The organism is Rhodococcus sp. OK519, assembly GCF_003051005.1.
Lineage (GTDB): Bacteria > Actinomycetota > Actinomycetes > Mycobacteriales > Mycobacteriaceae > Prescottella.
The window spans coordinates 135498-158294 of the sequence record NZ_QAOW01000005.1; the positions used below are offsets into that span (position 1 = coordinate 135498).

The following is a 22797-nucleotide window of genomic DNA, read 5'->3' on the forward strand; positions in this document are numbered from 1 at the left end:
ACAACCGGGCCCACTGCGGTGGCAGCGCTCGACTAGGCTGCTACAACGTGATCACCCGCATGTCGCACCTGTTCCTCCGCACCCTCCGCGACGACCCGGCCGACGCCGAGGTCGCCAGCCACAAGCTGCTGGTCCGCGCCGGCTACGTGCGGCGCATCGCGCCCGGCGTCTACTCGTGGCTGCCACTGGGCCTGCGGGTGCTGCGCGAGGTGGAGCGCGTGGTCCGCGAGGAGATGAACGCGATGGGCGCGCAGGAGATCCTGTTGCCCGCGCTGCTGCCGCGTGAGCCTTACGAGACGTCGAACCGCTGGACCGAGTACGGTGCCGGCCTGTTCCGCCTCAAGGACCGCAAGGGCAACGACTACATGCTGGGCCCCACCCACGAGGAGCTGTTCGCGCTCACCGTGAAGGGTGAATACAACTCGTACAAGGATTTCCCGGTCACCCTGTACCAGGTGCAGACCAAGTACCGCGACGAGGAGCGGCCCCGCGCCGGCATCCTGCGCGGCCGAGAGTTCGTCATGAAGGACTCCTACTCGTTCGACCTCACCGACGAGGGTCTGACGGAGTCCTACAAGGCGCACCGTGACACCTACGAGCGGATCCTCGCCCGGCTCGGCGTCAAGTACGTCATCGTCTCCGCTACGTCGGGCGCGATGGGCGGCAGCGCGTCGGAGGAGTTCCTGGCCGAGAGCGAGATCGGCGAGGACACCTACGTTCGCTGCCTCGAATCCGGTTACGCCGCCAACGTCGAGGCCGTCGAGACGCTCGCCCCCGAGCCGATCCCGTTCGACGGTCTGCCGGCCGCCGAGGTGCACGACACCCCCGGCACGGAGACCATCGATACCCTCGTCGAGTGGGCCAACGGCGCCGATCTCGGTCGCACTGTGACCGCAGCGGACACCCTGAAGAACATCATGGTGAAGACTCGCGTTCCGGGCGGCGAGTGGGAGCTGCTCGCGATCGGCATCCCCGGCGACCGTGAGGTGGACGAGAAGCGCCTCGAGGCTGCGCTCGAGCCCGCCGAATACGTTCTCATCACCGAGACCGACTTCAAGAACAACCCGTTCCTCGTCAAGGGTTACATCGGCCCGAAGGCGCTGCAGGAGAACGGCGTCCGCTACCTCGTCGACCCGCGCGTGGTGGACGGCACCAGCTGGATCACCGGCGCCGACGAGGAGGGCAAGCACTACGTCGACCTGGTCGCCGGACGCGACTTCACCCCGGACGGCACCATCGAGGCCGCCGAGGTGCGCGACGGCGATCCGTCGCCCGACGGCGCCGGAGCGCTCGTTGCCGCCCGCGGCATCGAGGTCGGTCACGTCTTCCAGTTGGGCCGCAAGTACACCGACGTGTTCAACGTCGACGTGCTCGGCGAGAACGGGAAGCCGGTGCGTCCCACCATGGGTTCGTACGGCATCGGCGTCTCGCGCCTGGTCGCGGTCATCGCCGAGCAGCATCACGACGAGAAGGGCCTGCGCTGGCCTGCCGAGGTCACGCCGTTCGGCGTGCACCTGGTGATCGCGAACAAGGACGACGCCGCCCGCGAGGGTGCCGAGGCGCTGGCCGCAGAGTTGGACAAGGCCGGCATCGAGGTTCTGTTCGACGACCGCAAGGCGTCGCCCGGCGTGAAGTTCAAGGACTCCGAGCTGATCGGTGTCCCGCTGGTCGTGGTCGTGGGCCGCGGCTACGCCGAGGGCAAGGTCGAACTGCGCGATCGCTTCACCGGCGAAGCCCGCGAAGTTGCCGCCGACGGCGCGCTCGCGGAGATCCTCGCCGCGATCCGGGGCTGACCCACGTCCTGAACCGCGCGTTTTGCGCACTTGTCGCCGGAATTCGGGTATCCGGACGGCGATAAGTGCGCAAAACGCGGGGTGGTGCGCCGCGATCCGGTGGACAGTGGAGACGGCGGTCCCGAACGGGGCTCCACATCCACACCTCGGAGGGTGATGACGTGGGCGAGTTGCTGTTGAATCCGCACGACTACGACCCCAAGGACCTCGATCCCAACACCCGACGGTTGTTGCGCGCGACCATCGACTGGTTCGAGGCCCGCGGCAAACGGCGTCTGCTCCAGGACGACTTGCATGCGGTGTGGACGGGCGATTTCCTGGACTTCGCCGGCCACGAAAAGCTGTTCGCGACCTTCCTCACTCCGGCAGCGGAATCGGACGGTGATCCCAACAAGCGCTGGGACGCGGCCCGCAACGCGGCGCTCAGCGAGATCCTCGGGTTCTACGGGCTCGCGTACTGGTACCTGTGGCAGGTGACGGTCCTCGGTCTCGGGCCGATCTGGATGAGCGCCAACGCAGCAGCCCGAAAGCATGCCGCCGAGCAGCTCGATGCCGGCGGTGTGATGGCGTTCGGGCTCTCCGAACGCGACCACGGCGCCGACGTCTACTCCACCGACATGCTGCTCACCCCAGAGGGGAGCGGCGACGTTGCCTTTCGGGCGAACGGCACCAAGTACTACATCGGCAACGGCAACGTCGCGGGGATGGTGTCGGTCTTCGGCCGCCGCACCGACATCGAGGGTGCCGACGGGTACGTGTTCTTCGTGGTCGACAGCCGACACCTGCACTACCGGTTGATCGACAACGTCGTTCACGGCCAGATGTACGTCAGCACGTTCGCGCTCCGCGACTATCCGGTGCGTGTGCAGGACGTCCTGCACACCGGGCCGGACGCCTTCTCGGCCGCCCTCAACACCGTCAACGTCGGCAAGTTCAATCTGTGCACGGCATCGATCGGCATGTGTGAGCACGCGTTCTACGAGGCGATCACCCACGCGCACAACAGGGTTCTCTACGGAAAGCGGGTGACCGACTTCCCGCACGTGCGCGCGAACTTCGTCGACGCCTACGCCCGGCTGATCGCGATGAAGCTGTTCAGCGCCCGCGCCGTCGACTACTTCCGCAGTGCCGGTCCCGAGGACCGGCGCTACCTGCTGTTCAACCCGATGACGAAGGCGAAGGTCACGTCCGAGGGGGAGACGGTGATGGCGTTGCTCCACGACGTCGTCGCCGCGAAAGGGTACGAGAAGGACACGTACTTTCGGGAGGCCGCCGAGCTGATCGGCACGCTGCCCAAACTCGAGGGCACCGTGCACGTCAACGTCGCGCTCATCCTCAAGTTCATGCCGAACTACCTGTTCAACCCCGCCGAGTATCCCGACGTCGGCACGCGGGACGACGACGCCGACGACGAGTTCTTCTGGAAACAGGGTCCGGCACGGGGATCGGGGAAGGTGCAGTTCCACGACTGGACGCGCGCCTACGCCGACCACGCCGACATTCCCAATGTTGCACGATTCCACGAGCAGGCTCTCGCGCTTCGGGAACTACTCGCGACGGCAGGTCCCGACGAGCAGCAACTCGCGGACCTCGACTTCCTGCTCACCCTCGGGCACCTGTTCGAGCTGGTGGTGTACGGACAGTTGATCCTGGAACAGGTCGATATCGCCGCCATCGATCGCGACCTCGTCGAGCAGATCTTCGACGTCCTCATCCGTGACTTCTCCGGCCACACAGTGGCGTTGCACGGCAAACCGTCGTCGACCGAGGCGCAGCAGGAGTGGGCGCTGGGCGTGATCCGCAAACCGGTGGTCGACGCGGGAAGATTCGAGCGGGTGTGGCAGCAGGTCGTCGAGTACGACGGCGCCTACGAAATGCGCGGCTAGATGTGAAATGCGGGGCTCGATGTACTGACTGGAGACGTTGGTCGAGTGCCTCACTCACCTCGACCATTCACGGGTCTCGCTGTCGCTGGGGGGATGCCGATCTCGTCGATGTCGTGGCCGCTGCAGGCAATCCTGGTTGCACTGGCGTGCTCGATACGGGACACGATGAACCACCGCATAGCGTTGCGTAGCCTGCACCACCCGATCAGGTACCAACGGCCGTCCGTGGAGGCGAACATCACCGGCTCGACGTCGCGGGTTGTCGTGTTGCCGTCACGCGAGGTGTAGCGGATCCGCACCACCCGTTGCTCGGCCATCGCTTCCTCCAGTGCCGACTTGATCGTGCGCGGAGTAGGAGGCGCGTCGACCCAGACGCGACTGGCCAGCTCATCGGCCTTCGTCCGGGTCCGTGGATCGAGTACATCCATGATCTTCCGAACGCCCGCCAAGGCGAGATCGGCGTAGGGGGCATCGGGTGCAGCAGAGACTGCCGCGAGTAGCGCCACTGCCTGCACGGGGGTGAGGCTGACCGGTGGCAGGGTGCCTCGAGCGACGAGCCCGTAGCCGCCTCCGGGGCCCGGGCGTGACCAGATCAGCGCGCCAGCGTTCTCGAGTGCGGTGAGGTCTCTCTTGACCGTCCGCACGGACACGCCGAACTCGTTTGCCAGCCTCTCAGCAGTGCATCCACGCGGTCCGCTGCGTCGCAGCATCTCGGACAGGGCGTGGAGTCGCTCCGCTCTCTTCATTTCCCACCCCGGGTCATTTCCCGCACCGGCAAAAGATCATGCCAAAATGGTGACATACCCTTGTCCCGGAGGCTTGAGAGCATCGTGGTGTGACGACAAACGCGAGCAACCCGACCATCATCTTGATCGCCGGCCATTGGCTGGGGGCGTGGGCATGGGACGAGGTGCGCGAACACCTGACCGCTGACGGCTGGCGAACCATCCCGATGACGCTTCCCGGCCTCGATGAGCGGGACCCCGAGCGGGCGTCCAGGACGCTCGACGACCAGGCGACGGCGATCGAGCAGGCAATGACCCGGGCCTCTGCTTTCGAGGCGCAGCCGATCGTCCTCGTGGCACACAGCGGAGCCAACGCTCCGGTAAGCCTTGTGCTCGATCAGCATCCCGAACTCGTCCGCCGAGTGGTGTGGGTCGATAGTGGGCCCGTCGCGTCCGGCAGCGTCTTCGCCCCGGAAGCGCCCGAGGACCTGGCCGAGTTTCCTCTGCCGCCCTTCGACGCACTCGGCGAGCAGGCCAGCCTCGAGGGCCTGAGCGCCGAGGCTCTCGAGCGCTTCAGATCCAGGGCCGTTCCAGAACCCGGTCCCGTGCTACGCCAGCAAGTGAAGCTCACCAATGATGCGCGTCTGGCGGTCCCGACCACTCTGGTGTGCTGCTCGATCCCGAGCGCGCAGATATTGGAGTTGGCCAACGCGGGTCATCCGATGTTCGCCGAGGTGTCGAACCTCGACCATGTCGACCTCATCGACCTCCCGACCGGGCATTGGCCCATGTGGAGCCGACCTGGCGACCTCGCCCACGTCCTCGCCGCGGCAGCGACGTCCCCGGCCAACTGAACCGCAGACAGGCCAACTGAACCGCAGACAGGCCAACTGAACCGCAGACAGGACTGACAAGGGCCGGCCGATGCGGCCGGCCCTTGTCCATTCCCGAAAGATCTCATGACACACCCCGATGCCGCGCCCACGCGTGGCCGAGCGGATGACGGGTGACCGATTCACCCGTATGGTGTGACCCGCGTCATCGATACAGACCGCCGACCCTGGGGAGACACAGGCGAATGCCGAAGTTGAGAACTATCGTCGTGACGGCCGCTGCCGCCGCGCTTCCGCTCGTCGCCGCAATGCCGGCGCATGCGGCCTCGCTGAATATTCCGGGGCTCATCAACCAGGGCATCGACACCCTGGAATACACCGCTGCGTCAGGGATTTCGGACACCGTGTCGTCGCTCGGTCAGTACGCCGCGGCACACGCCTACCTCACCACCGGCGACCCCGCCTCCCGCTACGTCGTGGTGCTCGGCGCCCGCCTGAACGCCGACGGACTGCTGCCCGCAGTGCTCAACTCCCGGCTGAACACGGCCGCCGCGATCGCCCGTCTGCATCCGGCCAACAAGGTGATCGTCTCCGGGGGACCGACGCAGCCGTTGCCGTACACAGAAGCCCAGGCCATGCTGGCTGGTCTCGTGCTTCGGGGCGTCAATCCGGCGAACATCATCCTCGAGAACGATTCGTTCTCGACCGTCGACAATGCGCGCAACACCACCCAGATCCTTTCCGCCGCAGGTGCGGACGGTGCCGTGCTCGTCACCTCCGCATCGCACATCGACCGCGCGCTCGGTGTGTTCCAGTCGGCATCCGGCCAGTTCCGGTTCGTACCGGTGGCCGCCCCGGGCTTCTGACGGCCGATTTCCGTACCGACCGAATCGGACTCGCCTCCCGGTGCGGCGGGGGCCGCGGTCGTAGCATCGAGGTCGTGGCCAATCCGACCGTCCGCTCCGTTGATTCCGTCGCGCTGCGCGTGCTCGTCTACAGCAGCGACGCCTCGACGAGGGACCGGGTGATCAGCGCGCTGGGTGCCCGACCCCATCCGGACCTTCCCGAGATCGTGTACCTCGAGGTCGCGACGGAGGCGGTGGTGATCCGCGAGATGGATGCGGGCGGGATCGACCTGGCGGTGCTCGACGGCGAGGCGCAGCCCGCCGGCGGTATGGGGATCGCCAAGCAACTGCGCGACGAACTCGACGTGTGCCCGCCGATCGTGGTGTTGACCGGGCGGGCCGACGACCGCTGGCTCGCCGATTGGTCGCGCGCGGATGCGGCCGTCCGGCATCCGATCGACCCGTTCGCGCTGGCTGAGGCCGTGGTGTCGCTGCTGCGCCGAGTGTGACCGGGTCGCGCCCAGTCCGAGTCGATCTCGTTGCCGGAAGACTCGCGGGTAAAACCGAGGCCAAGCCGGGGGTCGATCTGGGTAGGCTGAGGCGTAGATCACATTCGGCGGGTGGGTTTTCCTGATTGCGTGATTGTGCGTCGTCCGTGGCTACCCGCCGTCCGTGGTCGCCGTACGGGCTGGCGCACAGGCAGGAAGAGCCGACGAAGCTTCTCGGACACGCACTGCTCCTGCACCAGCTCGGTCGACCGTCCGGCATCGGACGGCCGGGGCTCGCGACCGGAGGAGCTGAGGCTGGGTGAACGCCTACGTGCCGATTCTCGTGCTCGGCGCCATCGCGGTGGCGTTCGCGGTCTTCTCCGTGTTCGTTGCGTCGGACGTCGGGCCGCGGCGGCTCAACCGCGCGAAACTCGAGGCCTACGAGTGCGGCATCGAACCGATGGAACAGCCCGGAGGCCGGGCGAACGGGCAGCGAATCCCGGTCAAGTACTACCTGACGGCGATGTTGTTCATCATCTTCGACATCGAGATCGTCTTCCTCTACCCATGGGCCGTCCACTTCGACGCCCTCGGCGTGTTCGGTCTGGCTGCGATGGCTGTGTTCGTCTTCAACGTTTCCGTCGCCTACGTCTACGAGTGGCGGCGTGGGGGCTTGAGCTGGGACTAGCGATCTGGACGTGATCACGGAGCGGAGGTGAATCAGGAATGGGGCTCGAAGAGAAGGTGCCGGGCGGCTTCCTGCTGAGCACGGTCGAGACCGTGGCCGGCTACGCCCGCAAGGGTTCGCTGTGGCCGGCGACGTTCGGCCTCGCGTGCTGCGCGATCGAGATGATGGCGACCACGTCGGGGCGCTTCGATCTCGCCCGCTTCGGGATGGAGGCGTTCCGCGCGTCGCCCCGGCAGGCCGATCTCCTGATCGTGGCAGGACGGGTGAGCCAGAAGATGGCCCCCGTACTGCGGCAGGTCTACGACCAGATGGCCGAACCCAAATGGGTTCTCGCGATGGGGGTCTGCGCGTCGTCGGGCGGAATGTTCAACAACTACGCGATCGTGCAGGGCGTCGACCACGTTGTCCCGGTAGACATCTATCTGCCGGGCTGTCCGCCGCGGCCCGAGATGCTGCTGAACGCAATCCTGGCGCTGCACGCCAAGATTCAGGACATGCCGCTCGGCGTGAACCGCGAGCGGGCCGTCCGGGCAGCGGAGGAAGCGGCCCTGACGGCGCGGCCCGTCGTCGATCTCGGTCTGCCCGGGCGCGCGGCGGGGGTGGTGCGCTGATGGCGATCGACCACGACGACGTCCATGGCGGGTCCGACCCCGAAGCGACCGCGGGCCCCGAGGGAACCGTGCCACCCGAACGCGTCGCCGGCGGCGAGATGATCGGGCTGCGGCAGGGGATGTTCGGCGTCGGGGGCACCGGCGACACCTCCGGGTACGGGCGCCTGGTCCGCCCGGTCACCCTGCCCGGCGGTACGCCTCGGCCGTACGGCGGATGGTTCGACGAGTTCATCGACACCCTCGCCGGCGCCCTGGATGCCACGGGTCTGCTCTTCGACGACGCGGTGGAGAAGGTGGTCGTCTTCCGGGGTGAACTGACCCTGCACGTGCGGCGCGAGTACCTGCCGACCGTCGCGCGGCAACTGCGCGACCACGCGGCACTCAGATTCGAGTTGTGTCTCGGGGTGAGCGGGGTGCACTACCCGCAGGACCCGGGCCGCGAACTGCACGCGGTGTATCCGTTGATGTCGGTCACTCACGGACGGCGTGTCCGTCTGGAAGTGGCTGTGCCCGATGCCGACCCGCACCTTCCGTCGCTGTACTCGGTGTATCCCACCACCGACTGGCACGAGCGTGAGACGTACGACTTCTTCGGACTGGTCTTCGACGGCCACCCGTCGCTCACCCGGATCGAGATGCCCGACGACTGGGTGGGGCACCCGCAGCGTAAGGACTACCCCCTCGGCGGAATCCCCGTCGAATACAAGGGGGCGACGATCCCGCCACCGGACGAGAGGAGGGCGTACCAGTGAGCGATTCGCGTGATCCCTTCATCGAGTCCGACGGCGGCGCTGCGGTGTTCACTGTCGACGGCCAGGACTGGGACGAGTTGGTGGACGCCGCGAACAGTGCCCGCGATGCCGGCGCCGAGCGCATCGTCGTCAACATGGGCCCGCAGCACCCGTCCACGCACGGGGTGCTGCGGCTGATCCTCGAGATCGAGGGGGAGACGGTCACCGAGGCCCGCTGCGGGATCGGCTACCTGCACACCGGGATCGAGAAGAATCTCGAGTACCGAAACTGGACGCAGGGCGTCACCTTCGTCACGCGCATGGATTACCTGGCGCCGTTCTTCAACGAGGTGGCGTACTGCCTGGGCGTCGAGAAGTTGCTCGACATCACCGACCAGATCCCCGAACGGGCCACCGTCGTGCGGGTGCTGCTCATGGAACTCAACCGGATCTCGTCGCACCTGGTGGCACTCGCGACAGGGGGGATGGAACTGGGCGCGATCACACCGATGCTGTTCGGGTTCCGGGAGCGCGAGCTGGTCCTCGACATCTTCGAGATGATCACCGGCCTGCGCATGAACCACGCGTACGTCCGTCCCGGGGGGCTGTCGCAGGACCTGCCCGACGGCGCGGTCGCGAAGGTGCGCGAGTTGCTCGACCTGATGCCGCGACGGCTGCGTGACCTCGAGGATCTGCTGAACGAGAACCCGATCTGGAAGGCTCGGACCAGGGGGATCGGGTACCTGGACCTGACCGGGTGCATGGCGCTCGGCATCACCGGCCCGGTGCTGCGGGCGACCGGTCTACCGCTCGACGTGCGGCGGTCGGATCCCTACTGCGGGTACGAGAACTACGAATTCGACGTCGTCACCGACACCGGCTCCGACTGCTACGGCCGCTACCTCGTTCGCGTCAAGGAGATGGCGCAGTCGCTCGGCATCGTCGAACAGTGCCTCGATCGGCTCCCGCCGGGGCCGGTGATGGTGTCGGACAAGAAGATCGCGTGGCCTGCCGACCTCGCTGTCGGCGCCGACGGTCTCGGAAACTCGCTCGAGCACATTCGGCGGATCATGGGTACGTCGATGGAGGAGTTGATCCACCACTTCAAGCTGGTCACCGAAGGTTTCCGGGTTCCGCCCGGCCAGGTGTACGTGCCGATCGAGTCTCCGCGCGGGGAGTTGGGCGTGCACGTGGTGAGCGACGGCGGCACCCGCCCGTACCGCGTGCACTACCGCGACCCGTCGTTCACCAATCTGCAGGCCGTGTCGGCGATGTGCGAGGGCGGGATGGTCGCCGACGTGATCGCGTCGGTGGCCAGCATCGACCCTGTCATGGGGGGAGTGGATCGATGACCGAATCGCGCACCACCGGGCCGGTGTTCCTCGAGTTGGGGCCGAGTCCGCAGGAGCGGGCGGCGTATCCGCCCGACGTCGCGGCCCGACTCGCCGCCGATGCGGAGGAGATCGTCGCCCGCTACCGGAACCAGGCCGACCCGACACAGCCTGACGGCACCGCTCGGTCCGCCCTGTTGCCTCTGCTGCACCTGGTCCAGGCAGAGGACGGCTACGTCTCGCCCGCCGGAATCGACTTCTGCGCGCAGCAACTCGGACTCACCGCCGCCGAGGTGACGGCCGTCGCGACGTTCTACACGATGTACCGCCGCGATCCGACCGGGACCTACCACGTCGGGGTGTGCACCAACAGCCTGTGCGCGGTGATGGGCGGCGACGCCATCCACGCGGCGCTGCGCGCGCACCTGGGGATCGGTGACGGCGAGACCACCGCGGACGGTGCGATCACGCTCGACCACATCGAATGCAACGCCGCGTGCGACTTCGCGCCCGTGATGATGGTCAACTGGGAGTTCTTCGACAATCAGACTCCGCGATCGGCGACCGAGGTGGTCGACGCCCTGCGCACGGGAGAGTCGGTCAGGCCGACGCGCGGCGCGACGCTGGGTTCGTTCCGGGACACCGCGCGGATCCTCGCCGGGTTCCCCGACCGCCGTCCGGGCGCCCTCGAAGCCGGCGGCGGCGCCGGGCAGGCCACCCTCGCCGGGCTGAAATGCTCGCGCGAGGATGCCGCGTCGCCGCTCACACCGGTGCTGAGCAGCCATTGGGGCGAGGACGGGTCATGGACCCTGGACGCCTACCACGGCCACGACGGCTACACCGCGCTGCGCAAGGCGCTGCGGATGAACCCGGACGAAGTGATCCAGACCGTCAAGGACGCCGGACTGCGCGGCCGCGGCGGCGCCGGATTCCCGACGGGCATGAAGTGGTCGTTCATCCCGCAGGACCCGGCGACGGACGGGACCGCGAAGCCGCACTACCTCGTCGTCAACGCCGACGAGTCGGAACCGGGCACGTGCAAGGACATTCCGTTGATGTTGGCGTCGCCGCACTCGCTGATCGAGGGTGTGGTCATCGCGGCGTATGCGATCCGTGCCGGGCAGGCCTTCATCTACCTGCGCGGCGAGGTGGTGCCGGTGCTCCGGCGACTGCAGGCCGCCGTGGCCGAGGCGTACGACGCCGGATACCTGGGCCGCGACATCCTCGGCTCGGGCTACGACCTCGACATCGTCGTCCACGCCGGCGCCGGCGCCTACATATGCGGTGAGGAGACTGCACTTCTGGATTCGCTCGAGGGGCGTCGTGGTCAGCCCCGCCTACGGCCGCCGTTCCCGGCCGTCGCGGGTCTGTACGCGTGCCCGACGGTGGTCAACAACGTCGAGTCGATCGCGAGCGTCCCGCCGATCATCCTGCGCGGGCCGGAGTGGTTCCGCAGCATGGGCAGTGAAGCGTCGCCCGGATTCACGCTGTACTCGCTGTCGGGGCACGTGACGAGCCCCGGACAGTACGAGGCCCCGCTCGGGATCACGTTGCGAGAGTTGCTCGCTCGCGCCGGTGGCGTGCGGGCCGGTCATCGTCTCAAGTTCTGGACACCGGGCGGGTCGTCCACTCCGATCCTCATCGGTGAACACCTCGACGTGCCGCTGGACTACGAGGGCGTCGCCGCAGCGGGATCGATGCTCGGGACCAAAGCGCTGCAGATCTTCGACGAGACGACGTGCATCGTGCGAGTGGTGTTGCGCTGGACGCAGTTCTACGCGCACGAGTCGTGCGGGAAGTGCACGCCGTGCCGGGAGGGGACGTACTGGCTGGTGCAGATCCTCGAACGCCTCGAGCGCGGAGAGGGGAGCGAGGAGGACCTCGGGAAGTTGCTCGACGTCTCGGACACCATCCTCGGCAAATCCTTCTGCGCGCTCGGCGACGGCGCGGCCAGCCCGATCATGTCGTCGCTGCAGTACTTCCGCGACGAGTACGTCGCGCACCTCGAAGGGCGGGGATGCCCGTTCGACCCGGACGAGTCGACACTCGTCGCTCGGGTCCGGTCCGGACCGGAAGGGGGGAGATCGTGACCGTCAACATCAACGCCGACGCGTCGGGCCAACCGGTGCCGTCGGACCGCGTCACCCTCACGATCGACGGAGTGGAGGTCACGGTTCCCAGGGGGACGCTCGTGATCCGGGCCGCCGAGGGCATCGGCATCCAGATCCCGCGGTTCTGCGACCACCCACTGCTCGACCCGGTCGGCGCGTGCCGCCAGTGCCTCGTGGATGTCGAGGGGCAGCGCAAGCCGCTCGCATCGTGCACGACCGTCGCCACCGACGGCATGGTCGTCCGCACCCAGGTCACCTCCGAGGTGGCCGACCGCGCCCAGAAGGGCGTGATGGAACTGCTGCTGATCAACCATCCGCTGGACTGCCCGGTGTGCGACAAGGGCGGCGAGTGCCCGCTGCAGAACCAGGCGATGTCCAGCGGGCGGGCGGAGTCCCGCTTCGACGGTGTGAAACGCACATTCCCCAAACCTGTTCCGCTGTCGAGTGAGGTGCTGCTCGATCGGGAGCGGTGCGTGTTGTGCGCCCGCTGCACCCGGTTCTCCCGCCAGATCGCGGGCGACCCGATGATCGAACTGCTCGAACGCGGGGCCCTGCAGCAGGTGGGCATCGCCGAGGGAGAGCCGTTCGACTCCTACTTCTCCGGCAACACGGTCCAGGTCTGCCCGGTCGGGGCCCTCACCGGTGCCGCGTACCGCTTCCGGGCGCGGCCCTTCGACCTGGTGTCCACCCCGAGCGTGTGCGAGCACTGCGCGGGTGGGTGCGCGCAACGCACCGACCACCGCCGGGGGACGGTTCTACGCCGACTCGCCGGCGACGACCCCCAAGTCAACGAGGAATGGAACTGCGACAAGGGCCGGTGGGCGTTCACGTACGCGACGCAACCGGACCGTCTGACGACGCCGCTCGTGCGAAACACCGGCGGAGGGCTGCGTCCCGCGTCGTGGCCCGAGGCACTCACCGTCGCGGCCCGCGGTCTGGCGGCGGCCGGAGGAGCCGGAGTGCTGGTGGGAGGACGCGCCACCTACGAGGACGCGTACGCGTACGCGAAGTTCGCGCGCGTCGTGCTCGGCACCGATGACATCGACTTCCGATCCCGCCCGCACTCCGAGGAGGAATCGGCGTTCCTCGCCGCGCACGTGGCGGGACGTGGGCTCAGCGCAGACCCGGAAGCCGTGACGTACGACGACCTCGAAAATGCGTCCGCGGTCGTGCTCGTCGCGTTCGAACCCGAGGAGGAATCCCCGATCGTCTTCCTGCGGCTGCGCAAGGCCGTGCGCACCAAGCGCGCCGTGATCCTCTCGATCGCACCGTTCGCGACCCGCGGCCTCGACAAGATGTCCGGCCGGCTGCTGCGCGCGGTGCCCGGTGACGAACCGGCAATCCTCGACGAACTCGCCGGGTCCGAGTTCCTGCGACGTCCCGGCGCGGTCATCGTCGTCGGGGAGCGCGCCGCCGCGATTCCCGGCACCCTTACGGCCGTCGCGGCACTGTCCGCCGAGACCGGCGCGCGGGTCGCATGGATTCCCCGGCGGGCCGGTGAGCGCGGTGCGCTCGATGCGGGGGCGCTCGCGGGCGTTCTGCCGGGCGGGCGCCCGCTCGACGAGACCGCGGCGCGCCGGCAGGTCGCCGAGGTCTGGCAGGTCACGGACCTGCCGGACAGACCCGGGCGGGACACGCAGGGAATCCTCGATGCGACCGTGTCCGGTGAGATCGGGGCGCTGCTGGTCGGTGGCGTCGACCCCGACGATCTCCCGGATCCGCGAGCGGCCCTCGCCGCGCTCGACGCCGCCGGGTTCGTCGTGAGCCTCGAACTGCGGCACAGCGCCGTCACCGATCGCGCCGACGTCGTTTTCCCGGTGGCTCCCGTCGCGGAGAAGTCCGGCAGCTTCGTGGACTGGGAGGGGCGGGTGCGGCCGTTCGAGGCCGCGTTGCGCGACACCGGCGCCGTTCCGGATCTGCGGGTGCTGAGCGCGATTGCCGCCGAGATGGGTCGTCCGCTGGCCTTGCCGGATGTCGCGGCCGCCCGCGCGGACCTCGATCGCCTCGGCTTCTGGCACGGCGACCGTCCGCCCATGGTCGGGACTTCGCCGTCGACGCCCCCCGAACCCGGGCCGGGCCAGGCCGTCCTGGCGGGCTGGCGGATGCTGCTCGACGCGGGCCGCATGCAGGACGGGGAGCCGTTTCTGGCCGGAACCGCGCGCTCGCCCGTCGTGCGACTGTCCTCCGACTGCGCCGCCGAACTCGGAGTGCGCGACGGGGATCCGGTGACCGTTGCGACCGCTCGGGGGACGGTGACGCTGCCGTTGGCGATCACCGACCTGCCGTATCGGGTGGTGTGGCTGCCGGTCGACTCACCCGGATGTGCGGTGTATCGGCAACTCGGAGCGGGACCCGGCGACGTCGTGAGTGTCGGTCCAGCCGAGGACGGCGGTGTGCCCGAACGTCCGGCGCACGGGGAGGTCGTCCGATGAGCACACTCGCCGCCGCCGACCTGTCGATGTTCGGCCACGACCCGTGGTGGCTCGTGGTCCTGAAGGCCGTCGGGGTCTTCGCCTTCCTCGTGCTGACGGTGCTGATCGCGATCTACGCCGAACGAAAGGTGCTGGCGTGGATGCAGATGCGCGTCGGGCCCGATCGGGTCGGCCCCCGCGGGATCCTGCAGTCCCTCGCCGACGGCGTCAAACTCGCGCTCAAGGAGGGCATCGTCCCCGCGGGTGTCGACAAACCCGTCTATCTCCTCGCGCCGATCATCGCGGTCGTGCCGGCGTTCATGGCTTTCGCGGTGATCCCGTTCGGACCGCAGGTGTCGATCCTCGGACACCCGACGCCGTTGCAGCTCACCGATCTTCCGGTGGCGGTGCTCTACATCCTCGCGGTCACGTCCGTCGGGGTGTACGGCATCGTGCTGGCGGGGTGGGCGTCGGGTTCGACGTATCCGCTGCTCGGCGGGCTCCGGTCCACCGCTCAGGTCATCTCGTACGAGGTGGCGATGGGTCTGACGTTCGCGGCCGTGTTCCTCGATGCCGGAACGATGTCCACGTCGGGGATCGTGGCCGCACAAGAAGGCACCTGGTACGTCTTCCTGTTACTGCCCGCGTTCCTGATCTACGTGACGTCGATGGTCGGCGAGACCAACCGCGCCCCGTTCGATCTGCCGGAGGCCGAGGGCGAACTGGTCGGCGGCTTCCATACCGAGTACTCGTCGCTCAGATTCGCGATGTTCATGCTGGCCGAGTACGTCAACATGGTGACCGTTTCGGCGCTCGCCGCCACGATGTTCCTCGGCGGCTGGCACGCGCCGTGGCCGCTGAACCTCTGGGACGGAGCCAATTCCGGCTGGTGGCCGCTGCTGTGGTTCGTCGCGAAGGTGTGGGCGTTCCTGTTCGTGTTCATGTGGTTGCGCGCGACGCTGCCCCGCCTGCGCTACGACCAGTTCATGAATCTGGGCTGGAAGGTCCTCATTCCCGCCGCCCTCGCGTGGGTCATGGTCGTCGCAGTCGTCCGGGCGCTGCGCAACGAAGGCCACGAGGTTCGGTGGATCGCCCTGGCGGTGGGCGGCGTGGTCGTGGCCGCCGCGCTGCTGGTGCTGCTCTACCGCCGAATGCGGGCCGCACGTGACGGCGCTGTCGCAGCACCCCAGGACACCGGTCCGCCGTTCGACCCGATGTCGGGCGGATTCCCGGTGCCGCCACTACCCGGGCAGGGTCCGCCGCCCGCGCGCCCGCTGGTCCCCACAGGACGGTCCGGAAGGGAGGATTTCGATGCCTGAGTTCCTCGACTCCGTCGCAGGTTTCGGTGTGACGTTCTCGACGATGTTCAAGAAACCCGTCACGGAGTTCTATCCCGAGCAGAAGACGCCCACCGCCGAGCGCTACCACGGTCGGCACCAACTCAACCGGCACCCGGACGGGTTGGAGAAGTGCATCGGCTGCGAACTGTGCGCGTGGGCGTGCCCGGCGGACGCGATCTACGTCGAGGGTGCCGACAACACCGACGACGAGCGGTATTCGCCGGGTGAACGGTACGGGCGGGTCTACCAGATCAACTACCTCCGCTGCATCGGCTGCGGGCTGTGCGTCGAGGCCTGCCCGACGCGAGCGCTGACGATGACCAACGAGTACGAGATGGCCGACGACAACCGTGTCGACCTGATCTACGGGAAGGACCGGCTTCTCGCACCGCTGCAGGACGGGATGGAGTCGCCGCCCCACCCGATGGCGCCAGGCACGACGGACGAGGACTACTACCTCGGAAACGTCACCGGAACGGTCGACGGTCCGCATGCACGCCCCGGGGAGGTGACCTAGTGGACACCGCAACCGCACACTCGGCGGCATTGCTGGCCGCGGATGTCTTCACCCGGACCTCCACCGGCGAAGCCGTCCAGTTCTGGATTCTCGGGACCGTCGCGGTCATCGGGGCCCTCGGTGTCGTATGCGCGCCCAAGGCCGTCTATTCGGCGATCTTCCTCGCCATGACGATGATCATGCTCGCGGTGCTCTACATCGCGCAGGGCGCACTGTTCCTCGGTGTCGTACAGGTCGTCGTCTACACCGGCGCGGTGATGATGCTGTTCCTGTTCGTGCTCATGCTCATCGGGGTCGACTCGTCGGACTCCCTTGTGGAAACCCTACGCGGGCAGCGCATCGCGGCGGTCGTCGCCGGACTGGGGTTCGGCCTGTTGCTGATCGGCGGGCTCGGGAACGCCACCGTCGGGGTCGTGCGGTCGGGGGAGTTCGGCTTCGTCGGACTCGACCAGGCCAACGCCGGCGGCAATGTCGAGGGCCTCGCCGAACTCATCTTCATCCGCTACGTGTGGGTGTTCGAACTGACCGGCGCACTCCTGATCACCGCGACCATCGGCGCGATGGTGCTGGCGCACCGCGAACGCTTCGAACGCCGCCTGAATCAGCGGGAGATGTCGGAGCGGCGGTTCCGCGACTGGGGCGCAGGAGAGGCCGAATCCGCGCGCGTCACCCCGTTGCCCAGCCCCGGTGTCTACGCGCGACACAACGCCGTGGACCTGCCCGCGCGACTGCCCGACGGAACCTATGCGCGGGAGTCGGTCAGTCGGATCCTCACGCCGCGCGGTATGCCACCCGGCGGCGAATCGGCGGTGGGGGAGGAGGACCGATGAACCCGGAGAACTACCTCTACCTGGCCGCTCTGCTCTTCACGATCGGCGCCGCCGGAGTGCTGTTGCGGCGCAACGCGATCGTCGTCTTCATGTGTATCGAGTTGATGCTCAACGCCGCGAACCTGGCCTTCGTGACGTTCGCGCGGATGCACGGGAACCTCGACGGCCAGGTGTTCGCGTTCTTCACGATGGTGGTCGCCGCGGCCGAGGTCGTCATCGGCCTGGCAATCATCATGACCATCTTCCGCACCCGTCGCTCGGCCTCGGTCGACGACGCCGACCTGCTGAAGTATTGACATGAACGGGGGGACGGGAATTCACGCGCTCATCTGGCTCCTGCCGACACTGCCCCTGCTGGGTGCCGCGGTCCTGCTCCTCGCCGGACGCCGCAGCGATCGCTGGGGCCATCTCCTCGGGTGTGCCACCCCGCTCGCGTCGTTCGCGCTCGCGGCCGCCATGTTCGTCGACATGGTGGGCCGCGACGCTGCCGACCGGGTGATGCAGCAGGATCTGTTCACGTGGCTCCCCGTCGCGGGACTGCAGGTCGACTTCGGGCTGCGCCTGGACCAACTGTCCATGTGCTTCGTGCTGCTCATCACCGGCGTCGGATCGCTCATCCACATCTATTCGGTGGGCTACATGAAGTCCGATCCCGGTCGCCGACGGTTCTTCGCCTACCTCAACCTGTTCCTCGCCGCGATGCTGCTGCTCGTGCTCGCCGACAACTACCTCGGCCTGTACGTCGGCTGGGAGGGCGTCGGTCTGGCGTCGTACCTGCTGATCGGGTTCTGGCAGCACAAGCCGACCGCCGCCACCGCCGCGAAGAAGGCGTTCGTCGTCAACCGCGTCGGGGACATGGGCCTGATGGTCGGACTCATGATCATGTTCGCGACGTTCGGGTCGGTGTCGTTCACCGACGTTCTCGGCGGCGTCGACACCGCGAGCGGGGGAGTGACGACCGCGCTCGGTCTGGTGCTGTTGCTCGCCGCGTGCGGAAAATCGGCCCAGGTTCCGCTGCAGTCCTGGCTCGGTGACGCGATGGAAGGCCCCACACCCGTGTCGGCGCTGATCCACGCCGCCACGATGGTCACCGCCGGCGTCTACCTGATCGTCCGGTCCGGTCCGATCTACGAGGCTGCGCCGGGCGCGCAGGTCGCCGTCGTCCTCGTCGGCGCCGTCACACTCCTGTTCGGCGCGATCATCGGATGCGCCAAGGACGACATCAAGAAGGCGCTCGCGGCGTCGACGATGAGCCAGATCGGCTACATGGTGATGGCCGCCGGACTCGGTCCCGCCGGTTATGCGTTCGCGATCATGCTGCTGCTCGCGCACGGCTTCTTCAAGGCTGGGCTGTTCCTCGGCGCCGGATCGGTGATGCACGGCATGAACGACGAGACCGACATGCGGCGCTACGGCGGTCTCCGAACCTTCATGCCGATCACGTTCGCGACCTTCGGCCTCGGCTACCTCGCGATCATCGGAATCCCGCCGTTCTCGGGATTCTTCTCCAAGGACAAGATCATCGAGGCCGCGTTCGGGTCGGGTGGTCTCGGTGGGGCGGCACTCGGCACGGTCGCATTGCTGGGCGCGGGCCTGACGGCGTTCTACATGACGCGCGTGATGCTGATGACGTTCTTCGGCGAGCGCCGGTGGGGGGCAGGAGCGGAGCCTACGGAGCGACCGGGAGGCGCGGAGGTTCACCCGCACGAGTCGCCCGGCGTGATGACGGTGCCGATGGTCGTCCTCGCCGTCGGTTCCGTCGCCGCGGGCGGTCTGCTCGCCATCGGCGGCACCCTCGAACGCTGGCTCGCGCCGGTCTGGGCAGAGTTCGGTGCTGCCGCCGAGCACGGAGAACTCGCGGTCCCGGTCTGGGTGGTCACGGTGGTCACGCTGGCGGTGGTTCTCGCCGGCGTCGGAATCGCGTGGCGGCAGTACGGAACCCGGCCGGTGCCGGTCCCGGCACCCGCTCGGGTGTCGGCGTTGACAGTGGCGGCGCGCCGCGATCTCTACGGTGACGACGTCGACGAGGCCGTGTTCATGCGGCCCGGACAGCGGGTGGTCCGGGCGCTGACGATGCTCGAGGACAAGGGGATCGACGGTGTCACCGGCGGTATGGGCGCGCTGCTCGGGCAGGTGTCGGTGAGGCTTCGCCGCCTGCAGACGGGATTCGTGCGCTCCTATGCGCTGTACATGTTCGTCGGAGCCGTCTTCGTGGTCGCGGCAGCTTTGGTGGGGAGGGCGTGATGGACGGCTTTCCCTGGTTGACGACGCTGTGGCTGCTGCCACTGGTGGGGGCGGTGGTGGTCGCAGCGTTGCCGGCGCGGCGACGGACGGTCACCCGCTGGGTCGCTCTCGCCGTGGCGGTCGGGACGCTCGCGGTCTCCGCCCTGCTCGCGGTGCAGTTCGAACCGGCAGGTGAGCAGTACCAGTTCGTCGAGTCCCATTCATGGATACCGGCGTTCGGGACCCGCTACGAACTGGGCCTGGACGGAATCGCGTTGGCGCTGGTGCTGCTGACTACCGTCCTGACACCCCTGCTGCTCCTGGCCGGCTGGCGCGACGTACCCGCCGACGATGCGAGACCGCGCGGCACCCACGCGTACGTCGCATTGATCCTGGTGGTCGAGTCGATGGTCCTGATGTCGTTCCTGTCCCTCGACATCCTGCTGTTCTACGTGTTCTTCGAGGCGATGCTGATCCCGATGTACTTCCTGATCGGCGCGTTCGGGCAGCCGGGCCCGGGCCGATCGCGGGCCGCGGTGAAATTCCTGCTGTACAACCTCTTCGGCGGTCTGATCATGCTCGCCGCGGTCATCGGACTGTACGTCGCGACGGCAGGGGCCGACAGCCCGTTCGCGTCGGGCACCTTCGACTTCCGGGCGATCGTCGACGCGGTGTCGTCCGGCGAGCTGGCGATCAGCGCCCCGGTCGCGAACGCCCTCTTCCTCGGGTTCATGTTTGCGTTCGCGGTGAAGGCGCCGCTGTGGCCGCTGCACAGTTGGCTGCCCGACGCCGCCGTCCAGTCGACCCCGGCGAGCGCGGTGCTGATGATGGCCGTCGTCGACAAGGTGGGCACGTTCGCAATGTTGCGGTACTGCCTGCAGTTGTTCCCCGACGCTGCCCAGTATTTCGCGCCGCTGGTCGTGACACTCGCGGTGATCAGCATCGTGTACGGCGCGCTGCTCGCGATCGGTCAGACCGACGTGATGCGCCTGATCGCATACACGTCGATCTCGCACTTCGGCTTCATCGTGCTGGGGGTGTTCGCGATGACAAGTCAGGGGCAGAGTGGTTCGACGCTCTACATGGTCAACCACGGCTTCTCCACCGCCGCGCTGATGTTGGTCGCGGGCTTCCTGGTCACGCGCCGCGGTACCCGGGCCATCGCCGACTACGGCGGCGTGCACAAGGTGGCACCTCTGTTGGCGGGCACGTTCCTGATCGCCGGTCTGGCAACGCTGTCGCTACCGGGCCTCGCGCCGTTCGTCAGCGAGTTCCTCGTCCTGGTCGGCACTTACACGCGCTACCCGGCAGCCGCCGTCGTCGCGACGATTGCGCTGGTCCTCGCCGCGCTGTACATCCTGTGGCTCTACCAGCGGATGATGACCGGACCCGTCACGAGCGGCAACGACGGGATCGGGGATCTGCGACGCCGCGAACTCGCGGTGGTGGCACCGCTGATTGCGATTCTCCTGGTGCTCGGGGTGTATCCCAAACCGATTCTCGACGTCGTCACTCCCGCCGTCACCAGCACACTGACCACGATCGATCGTCAGGATCCGGCGCCCGTCGTCGCAGAGCAGGACGGAGGTGAACCCCGTTGAACCCCACGGTGTTGCCGGCCCCCAGCATCGAATACAGCCTGCTCTCACCGATGCTGATCGTGCTCGGCGTCGCGGTCACGGGCGTGCTGGTCGAGGCGTTCTGGCCGCGCCGCACGCGCTATGCCGCCCATCTGGTGCTCGCGTTCGGTGGACTGGTCGCGGCGCTCGTCGCGGTGATCGCCCTCGCGGGCACCGAACAGGTGGCAGCGGTCGGATCGATTGCGATCGACGGTCCGACACTGCTCCTGCAGGGGACCATCCTGTCCGTCTCCCTCCTTGCGGTCCTGCTGATCGCGGACCGGGGGATCGCCCGCTCGGTCGCGGCAGCCTCGGCCGAGCACCGGTCGGCGGTCGGTGCCGTCGGACCGGCCGACGCCTTCACCCCCAGGGCCTCGGCGGTCCCCGGCAGTGACGCCGAGAAGGAGGCGACCAGAGCGGGAGCGGCGCAGACCGAGGTCTTTCCGCTGACGATGTTCGCGGTCGGCGGGATGCTGCTGTTCCCGGCGGCGAACGATCTGCTGGCCATGTTCGTGGCGCTCGAGGTGCTGTCGCTGCCGCTGTATCTGCTGTGCGGACTGGCCCGTCGACGCAGACTCCTGTCGCAGGAAGCGGCACTGAAGTACTTCTTGTTGGGCGCCTTCTCGTCAGCGTTCTTCCTCTTCGGTGTGGCGTTGCTGTACGGCTACGCCGGCACCGTCTCGCTGCCCGGCATCGCAACTGCCGTGGACGCGCAGTCCGGTGACGAGGCCTTCGCCCAGATCGGTCTCGCGCTGCTCTCGGTCGGCTTGCTGTTCAAGGTCGGTGCGGTGCCGTTCCACTCGTGGATCCCGGATGTCTACCAGGGGGCACCTACCCCGATCACCGCGTTCATGGCCTCGGCCACCAAGATCGCCGCATTCGGTGCGATGCTGAGGATCTTCTATGTTGCCGTCCCCGGTCTGCACTGGGACTGGCGACCGGTCCTGTGGGCTGTTGCGATCCTCACGATGGTGGTCGGTGCGGTGCTCGCCATCACTCAGACCGACGTCAAACGCATGCTCGCGTACTCGTCCGTCGCGCATGCCGGGTTCCTGCTCACCGGCGTCGTCGCGGGCGGCGAGGACGGACTGTCGTCGACGATGTTCTACCTGCTCGCCTACGGTTTCAGCACGCTCGGAGCCTTCGCCGTCGTGAGTCTGGTGCGCGATCATGCGGGCAACGAGGTCACCGATCTGGCCGGATGGGCCGGGCTCGGCCGACGCTCGCCACTGATCGCGGCGGTGTTCGCGCTGTTCCTGCTGGCGTTCGCCGGCATCCCGCTGACCAGTGGTTTCGTCAGCAAGTTTGCTGTCTTCCAAGCCGCGGCGTCCGGCGGCGCGATGCCGCTGGTGATTGTCGGCGTGATCAGCAGCGCGATCGCCGCGTTCTTCTACGTGCGGGTGATCGTGCTGATGTACTTCGCGGACCCGGCCGACGAGCCTCCGGTGGCGGTCGCGACGAGCGCGCCGTCGATTGCGGCGATCACGGTCGCCGGCGCGGTCACCGTGATTCTGGGCATCGTTCCCCAGCCCGTACTCGATCTCGCCGAGCGAGCGGCCGCCTCCCTGCTGTGATCGTGCAGGAATGCGTGAGGGGACCGGAATTCATCCGGTCCCCTCACGCATGTCGAGCTGTGGATTTCAGGAGCGGAGGATCAGGATCCGAAGTTGAAGCCGCCGCCACCCTGGCCGCCGCCGTTCGCTCCACCGGTGGAGCCCGCAGCACTGCCGTCGCCCTCCGATCCGAATCCGACATTGGCGCCGAACATCGCGGAGAGCAGGGCTGAGAAGATCGCTGAGATGGACATCGTTGCTC

The 22797-nt window shown here is 67.8% G+C and carries 20 protein-coding genes; 18 read left to right on the plus strand and 2 right to left on the minus strand.

Annotated features, from left to right (window positions below; all coding sequences use genetic code 11):
* Positions 1–47: 47 nt before the first annotated feature.
* Entirely contained in the window at positions 48–1793 is a 1746-nt protein-coding gene (locus C8K36_RS15090; protein WP_107985518.1) for a proline--tRNA ligase, read from the plus strand.
* Positions 1794–1954: 161 nt separating this feature from the next.
* Positions 1955–3679: an acyl-CoA dehydrogenase family protein gene (locus C8K36_RS15095; protein WP_107985326.1), complete on the plus strand. Its 1725-nt coding sequence runs from the start codon at positions 1955–1957 to the stop codon at positions 3677–3679.
* Between the two features lie 50 nt (positions 3680–3729).
* Here the strand turns inward: C8K36_RS15095 and C8K36_RS15100 are convergent, their stop codons facing one another.
* Positions 3730–4425, minus strand: a complete 696-nt coding sequence (locus C8K36_RS15100; protein ID WP_107985327.1) for a helix-turn-helix transcriptional regulator — start codon at positions 4423–4425, stop codon at positions 3730–3732.
* A gap of 89 nt (positions 4426–4514) precedes the next feature.
* Here C8K36_RS15100 and C8K36_RS15105 point away from each other — a divergent pair, with 89 nt between their 5' ends.
* From C8K36_RS15105 to nuoN, 16 genes are all read left to right on the plus strand, one after another.
* Complete coding sequence (locus C8K36_RS15105) at positions 4515–5258, plus strand: alpha/beta fold hydrolase (RefSeq protein ID WP_107985328.1); 744 nt, start codon at positions 4515–4517, stop codon at positions 5256–5258.
* Positions 5259–5482: 224 nt separating this feature from the next.
* The gene (locus C8K36_RS15110; RefSeq protein ID WP_107985329.1) at positions 5483–6103 is read left to right on the plus strand and encodes a YdcF family protein; all 621 of its coding nucleotides are present in this window, start codon (positions 5483–5485) and stop codon (positions 6101–6103) included.
* 74 nt (positions 6104–6177) lie between these two features.
* Positions 6178–6591 carry a response regulator transcription factor gene (locus tag C8K36_RS15115; RefSeq protein WP_107985330.1) on the plus strand — a complete coding sequence of 138 codons (414 nt, stop codon included), beginning with the start codon at positions 6178–6180 and terminating at the stop codon, positions 6589–6591.
* Between the two features lie 298 nt (positions 6592–6889).
* The gene (locus C8K36_RS15120; protein ID WP_107985331.1) at positions 6890–7258 is read left to right on the plus strand and encodes an NADH-quinone oxidoreductase subunit A; all 369 of its coding nucleotides are present in this window, start codon (positions 6890–6892) and stop codon (positions 7256–7258) included.
* A 38-nt stretch (positions 7259–7296) separates the two neighbouring features.
* Positions 7297–7869 (plus strand): NuoB/complex I 20 kDa subunit family protein, encoded by a 573-nt coding sequence (locus C8K36_RS15125; protein WP_107985332.1) that lies wholly within the window; start codon positions 7297–7299, stop codon positions 7867–7869.
* Positions 7869–8621: an NADH-quinone oxidoreductase subunit C gene (locus C8K36_RS15130; RefSeq protein ID WP_107985333.1), complete on the plus strand. Its 753-nt coding sequence runs from the start codon at positions 7869–7871 to the stop codon at positions 8619–8621. Before C8K36_RS15125 ends, C8K36_RS15130 begins: the two co-directional genes overlap by 1 nt.
* A gap of 20 nt (positions 8622–8641) precedes the next feature.
* Positions 8642–9952 carry an NADH dehydrogenase (quinone) subunit D gene (gene nuoD, locus C8K36_RS15135; RefSeq protein WP_107985519.1) on the plus strand — a complete coding sequence of 437 codons (1311 nt, stop codon included), beginning with the start codon at positions 8642–8644 and terminating at the stop codon, positions 9950–9952.
* Positions 9949–12021: an NADH-quinone oxidoreductase subunit NuoF gene (nuoF, locus tag C8K36_RS15140; RefSeq protein ID WP_107985334.1), complete on the plus strand. Its 2073-nt coding sequence runs from the start codon at positions 9949–9951 to the stop codon at positions 12019–12021. The genes nuoD and nuoF overlap by 4 nt, the downstream gene beginning before the upstream one ends.
* Complete coding sequence (locus C8K36_RS15145; protein ID WP_107985335.1) at positions 12018–14474, plus strand: NADH-quinone oxidoreductase subunit G; 2457 nt, start codon at positions 12018–12020, stop codon at positions 14472–14474. The genes nuoF and C8K36_RS15145 overlap by 4 nt, the downstream gene beginning before the upstream one ends.
* Positions 14471–15772, plus strand: a complete 1302-nt coding sequence (nuoH, locus tag C8K36_RS15150; RefSeq protein ID WP_107985336.1) for an NADH-quinone oxidoreductase subunit NuoH — start codon at positions 14471–14473, stop codon at positions 15770–15772. The genes C8K36_RS15145 and nuoH overlap by 4 nt, the downstream gene beginning before the upstream one ends.
* On the plus strand, positions 15765–16310 hold the full coding sequence (gene nuoI / locus C8K36_RS15155; protein ID WP_107985337.1) for an NADH-quinone oxidoreductase subunit NuoI: 546 nt from the start codon (positions 15765–15767) through the stop codon (positions 16308–16310). The genes nuoH and nuoI overlap by 8 nt, the downstream gene beginning before the upstream one ends.
* Positions 16310–17140 (plus strand): NADH-quinone oxidoreductase subunit J, encoded by an 831-nt coding sequence (locus C8K36_RS15160; RefSeq protein WP_107985338.1) that lies wholly within the window; start codon positions 16310–16312, stop codon positions 17138–17140. The genes nuoI and C8K36_RS15160 overlap by 1 nt, the downstream gene beginning before the upstream one ends.
* Complete coding sequence (gene nuoK, locus C8K36_RS15165; protein WP_107985339.1) at positions 17137–17436, plus strand: NADH-quinone oxidoreductase subunit NuoK; 300 nt, start codon at positions 17137–17139, stop codon at positions 17434–17436. Before C8K36_RS15160 ends, nuoK begins: the two co-directional genes overlap by 4 nt.
* Position 17437: 1 nt before the next feature.
* Positions 17438–19384 (plus strand): NADH-quinone oxidoreductase subunit L, encoded by a 1947-nt coding sequence (gene nuoL, locus C8K36_RS15170; RefSeq protein ID WP_107985340.1) that lies wholly within the window; start codon positions 17438–17440, stop codon positions 19382–19384.
* Positions 19384–20964: an NADH-quinone oxidoreductase subunit M gene (locus tag C8K36_RS15175; RefSeq protein WP_107985341.1), complete on the plus strand. Its 1581-nt coding sequence runs from the start codon at positions 19384–19386 to the stop codon at positions 20962–20964. Before nuoL ends, C8K36_RS15175 begins: the two co-directional genes overlap by 1 nt.
* Positions 20961–22556 (plus strand): NADH-quinone oxidoreductase subunit NuoN, encoded by a 1596-nt coding sequence (gene nuoN / locus C8K36_RS15180; protein ID WP_107985342.1) that lies wholly within the window; start codon positions 20961–20963, stop codon positions 22554–22556. The genes C8K36_RS15175 and nuoN overlap by 4 nt, the downstream gene beginning before the upstream one ends.
* 80 nt (positions 22557–22636) lie before the next feature.
* Here nuoN and C8K36_RS24845 read toward each other — a convergent pair whose 3' ends face one another.
* Positions 22637–22789: a hypothetical protein gene (locus tag C8K36_RS24845; RefSeq protein ID WP_181319574.1), complete on the minus strand. Its 153-nt coding sequence runs from the start codon at positions 22787–22789 to the stop codon at positions 22637–22639.
* Positions 22790–22797: the final 8 nt, after the last annotated feature.

Bases quoted from the DNA above. Each gene is read 5' to 3' on its own strand.
- C8K36_RS15100 (WP_107985327.1), bottom strand. From the start codon at position 4,425: ATGAAGAGAGCGGAGCGACTCCACGCCCTGTCCGAGATGCTGCGACGC.
- C8K36_RS15110 (WP_107985329.1), top strand. From the start codon at position 5,483: ATGCCGAAGTTGAGAACTATCGTCGTGACGGCCGCTGCCGCCGCGCTT.
- C8K36_RS15125 (WP_107985332.1), top strand. From the start codon at position 7,297: ATGGGGCTCGAAGAGAAGGTGCCGGGCGGCTTCCTGCTGAGCACGGTC.
- C8K36_RS15130 (WP_107985333.1), top strand. From the start codon at position 7,869: ATGGCGATCGACCACGACGACGTCCATGGCGGGTCCGACCCCGAAGCG.
- nuoF (WP_107985334.1), top strand. From the start codon at position 9,949: ATGACCGAATCGCGCACCACCGGGCCGGTGTTCCTCGAGTTGGGGCCG.
- nuoH (WP_107985336.1), top strand. From the start codon at position 14,471: ATGAGCACACTCGCCGCCGCCGACCTGTCGATGTTCGGCCACGACCCG.
- nuoI (WP_107985337.1), top strand. From the start codon at position 15,765: ATGCCTGAGTTCCTCGACTCCGTCGCAGGTTTCGGTGTGACGTTCTCG.
- nuoK (WP_107985339.1), top strand. From the start codon at position 17,137: ATGAACCCGGAGAACTACCTCTACCTGGCCGCTCTGCTCTTCACGATC.
- nuoL (WP_107985340.1), top strand. From the start codon at position 17,438: ATGAACGGGGGGACGGGAATTCACGCGCTCATCTGGCTCCTGCCGACA.
- C8K36_RS15175 (WP_107985341.1), top strand. From the start codon at position 19,384: ATGGACGGCTTTCCCTGGTTGACGACGCTGTGGCTGCTGCCACTGGTG.
- C8K36_RS24845 (WP_181319574.1), bottom strand. From the start codon at position 22,789: ATGTCCATCTCAGCGATCTTCTCAGCCCTGCTCTCCGCGATGTTCGGC.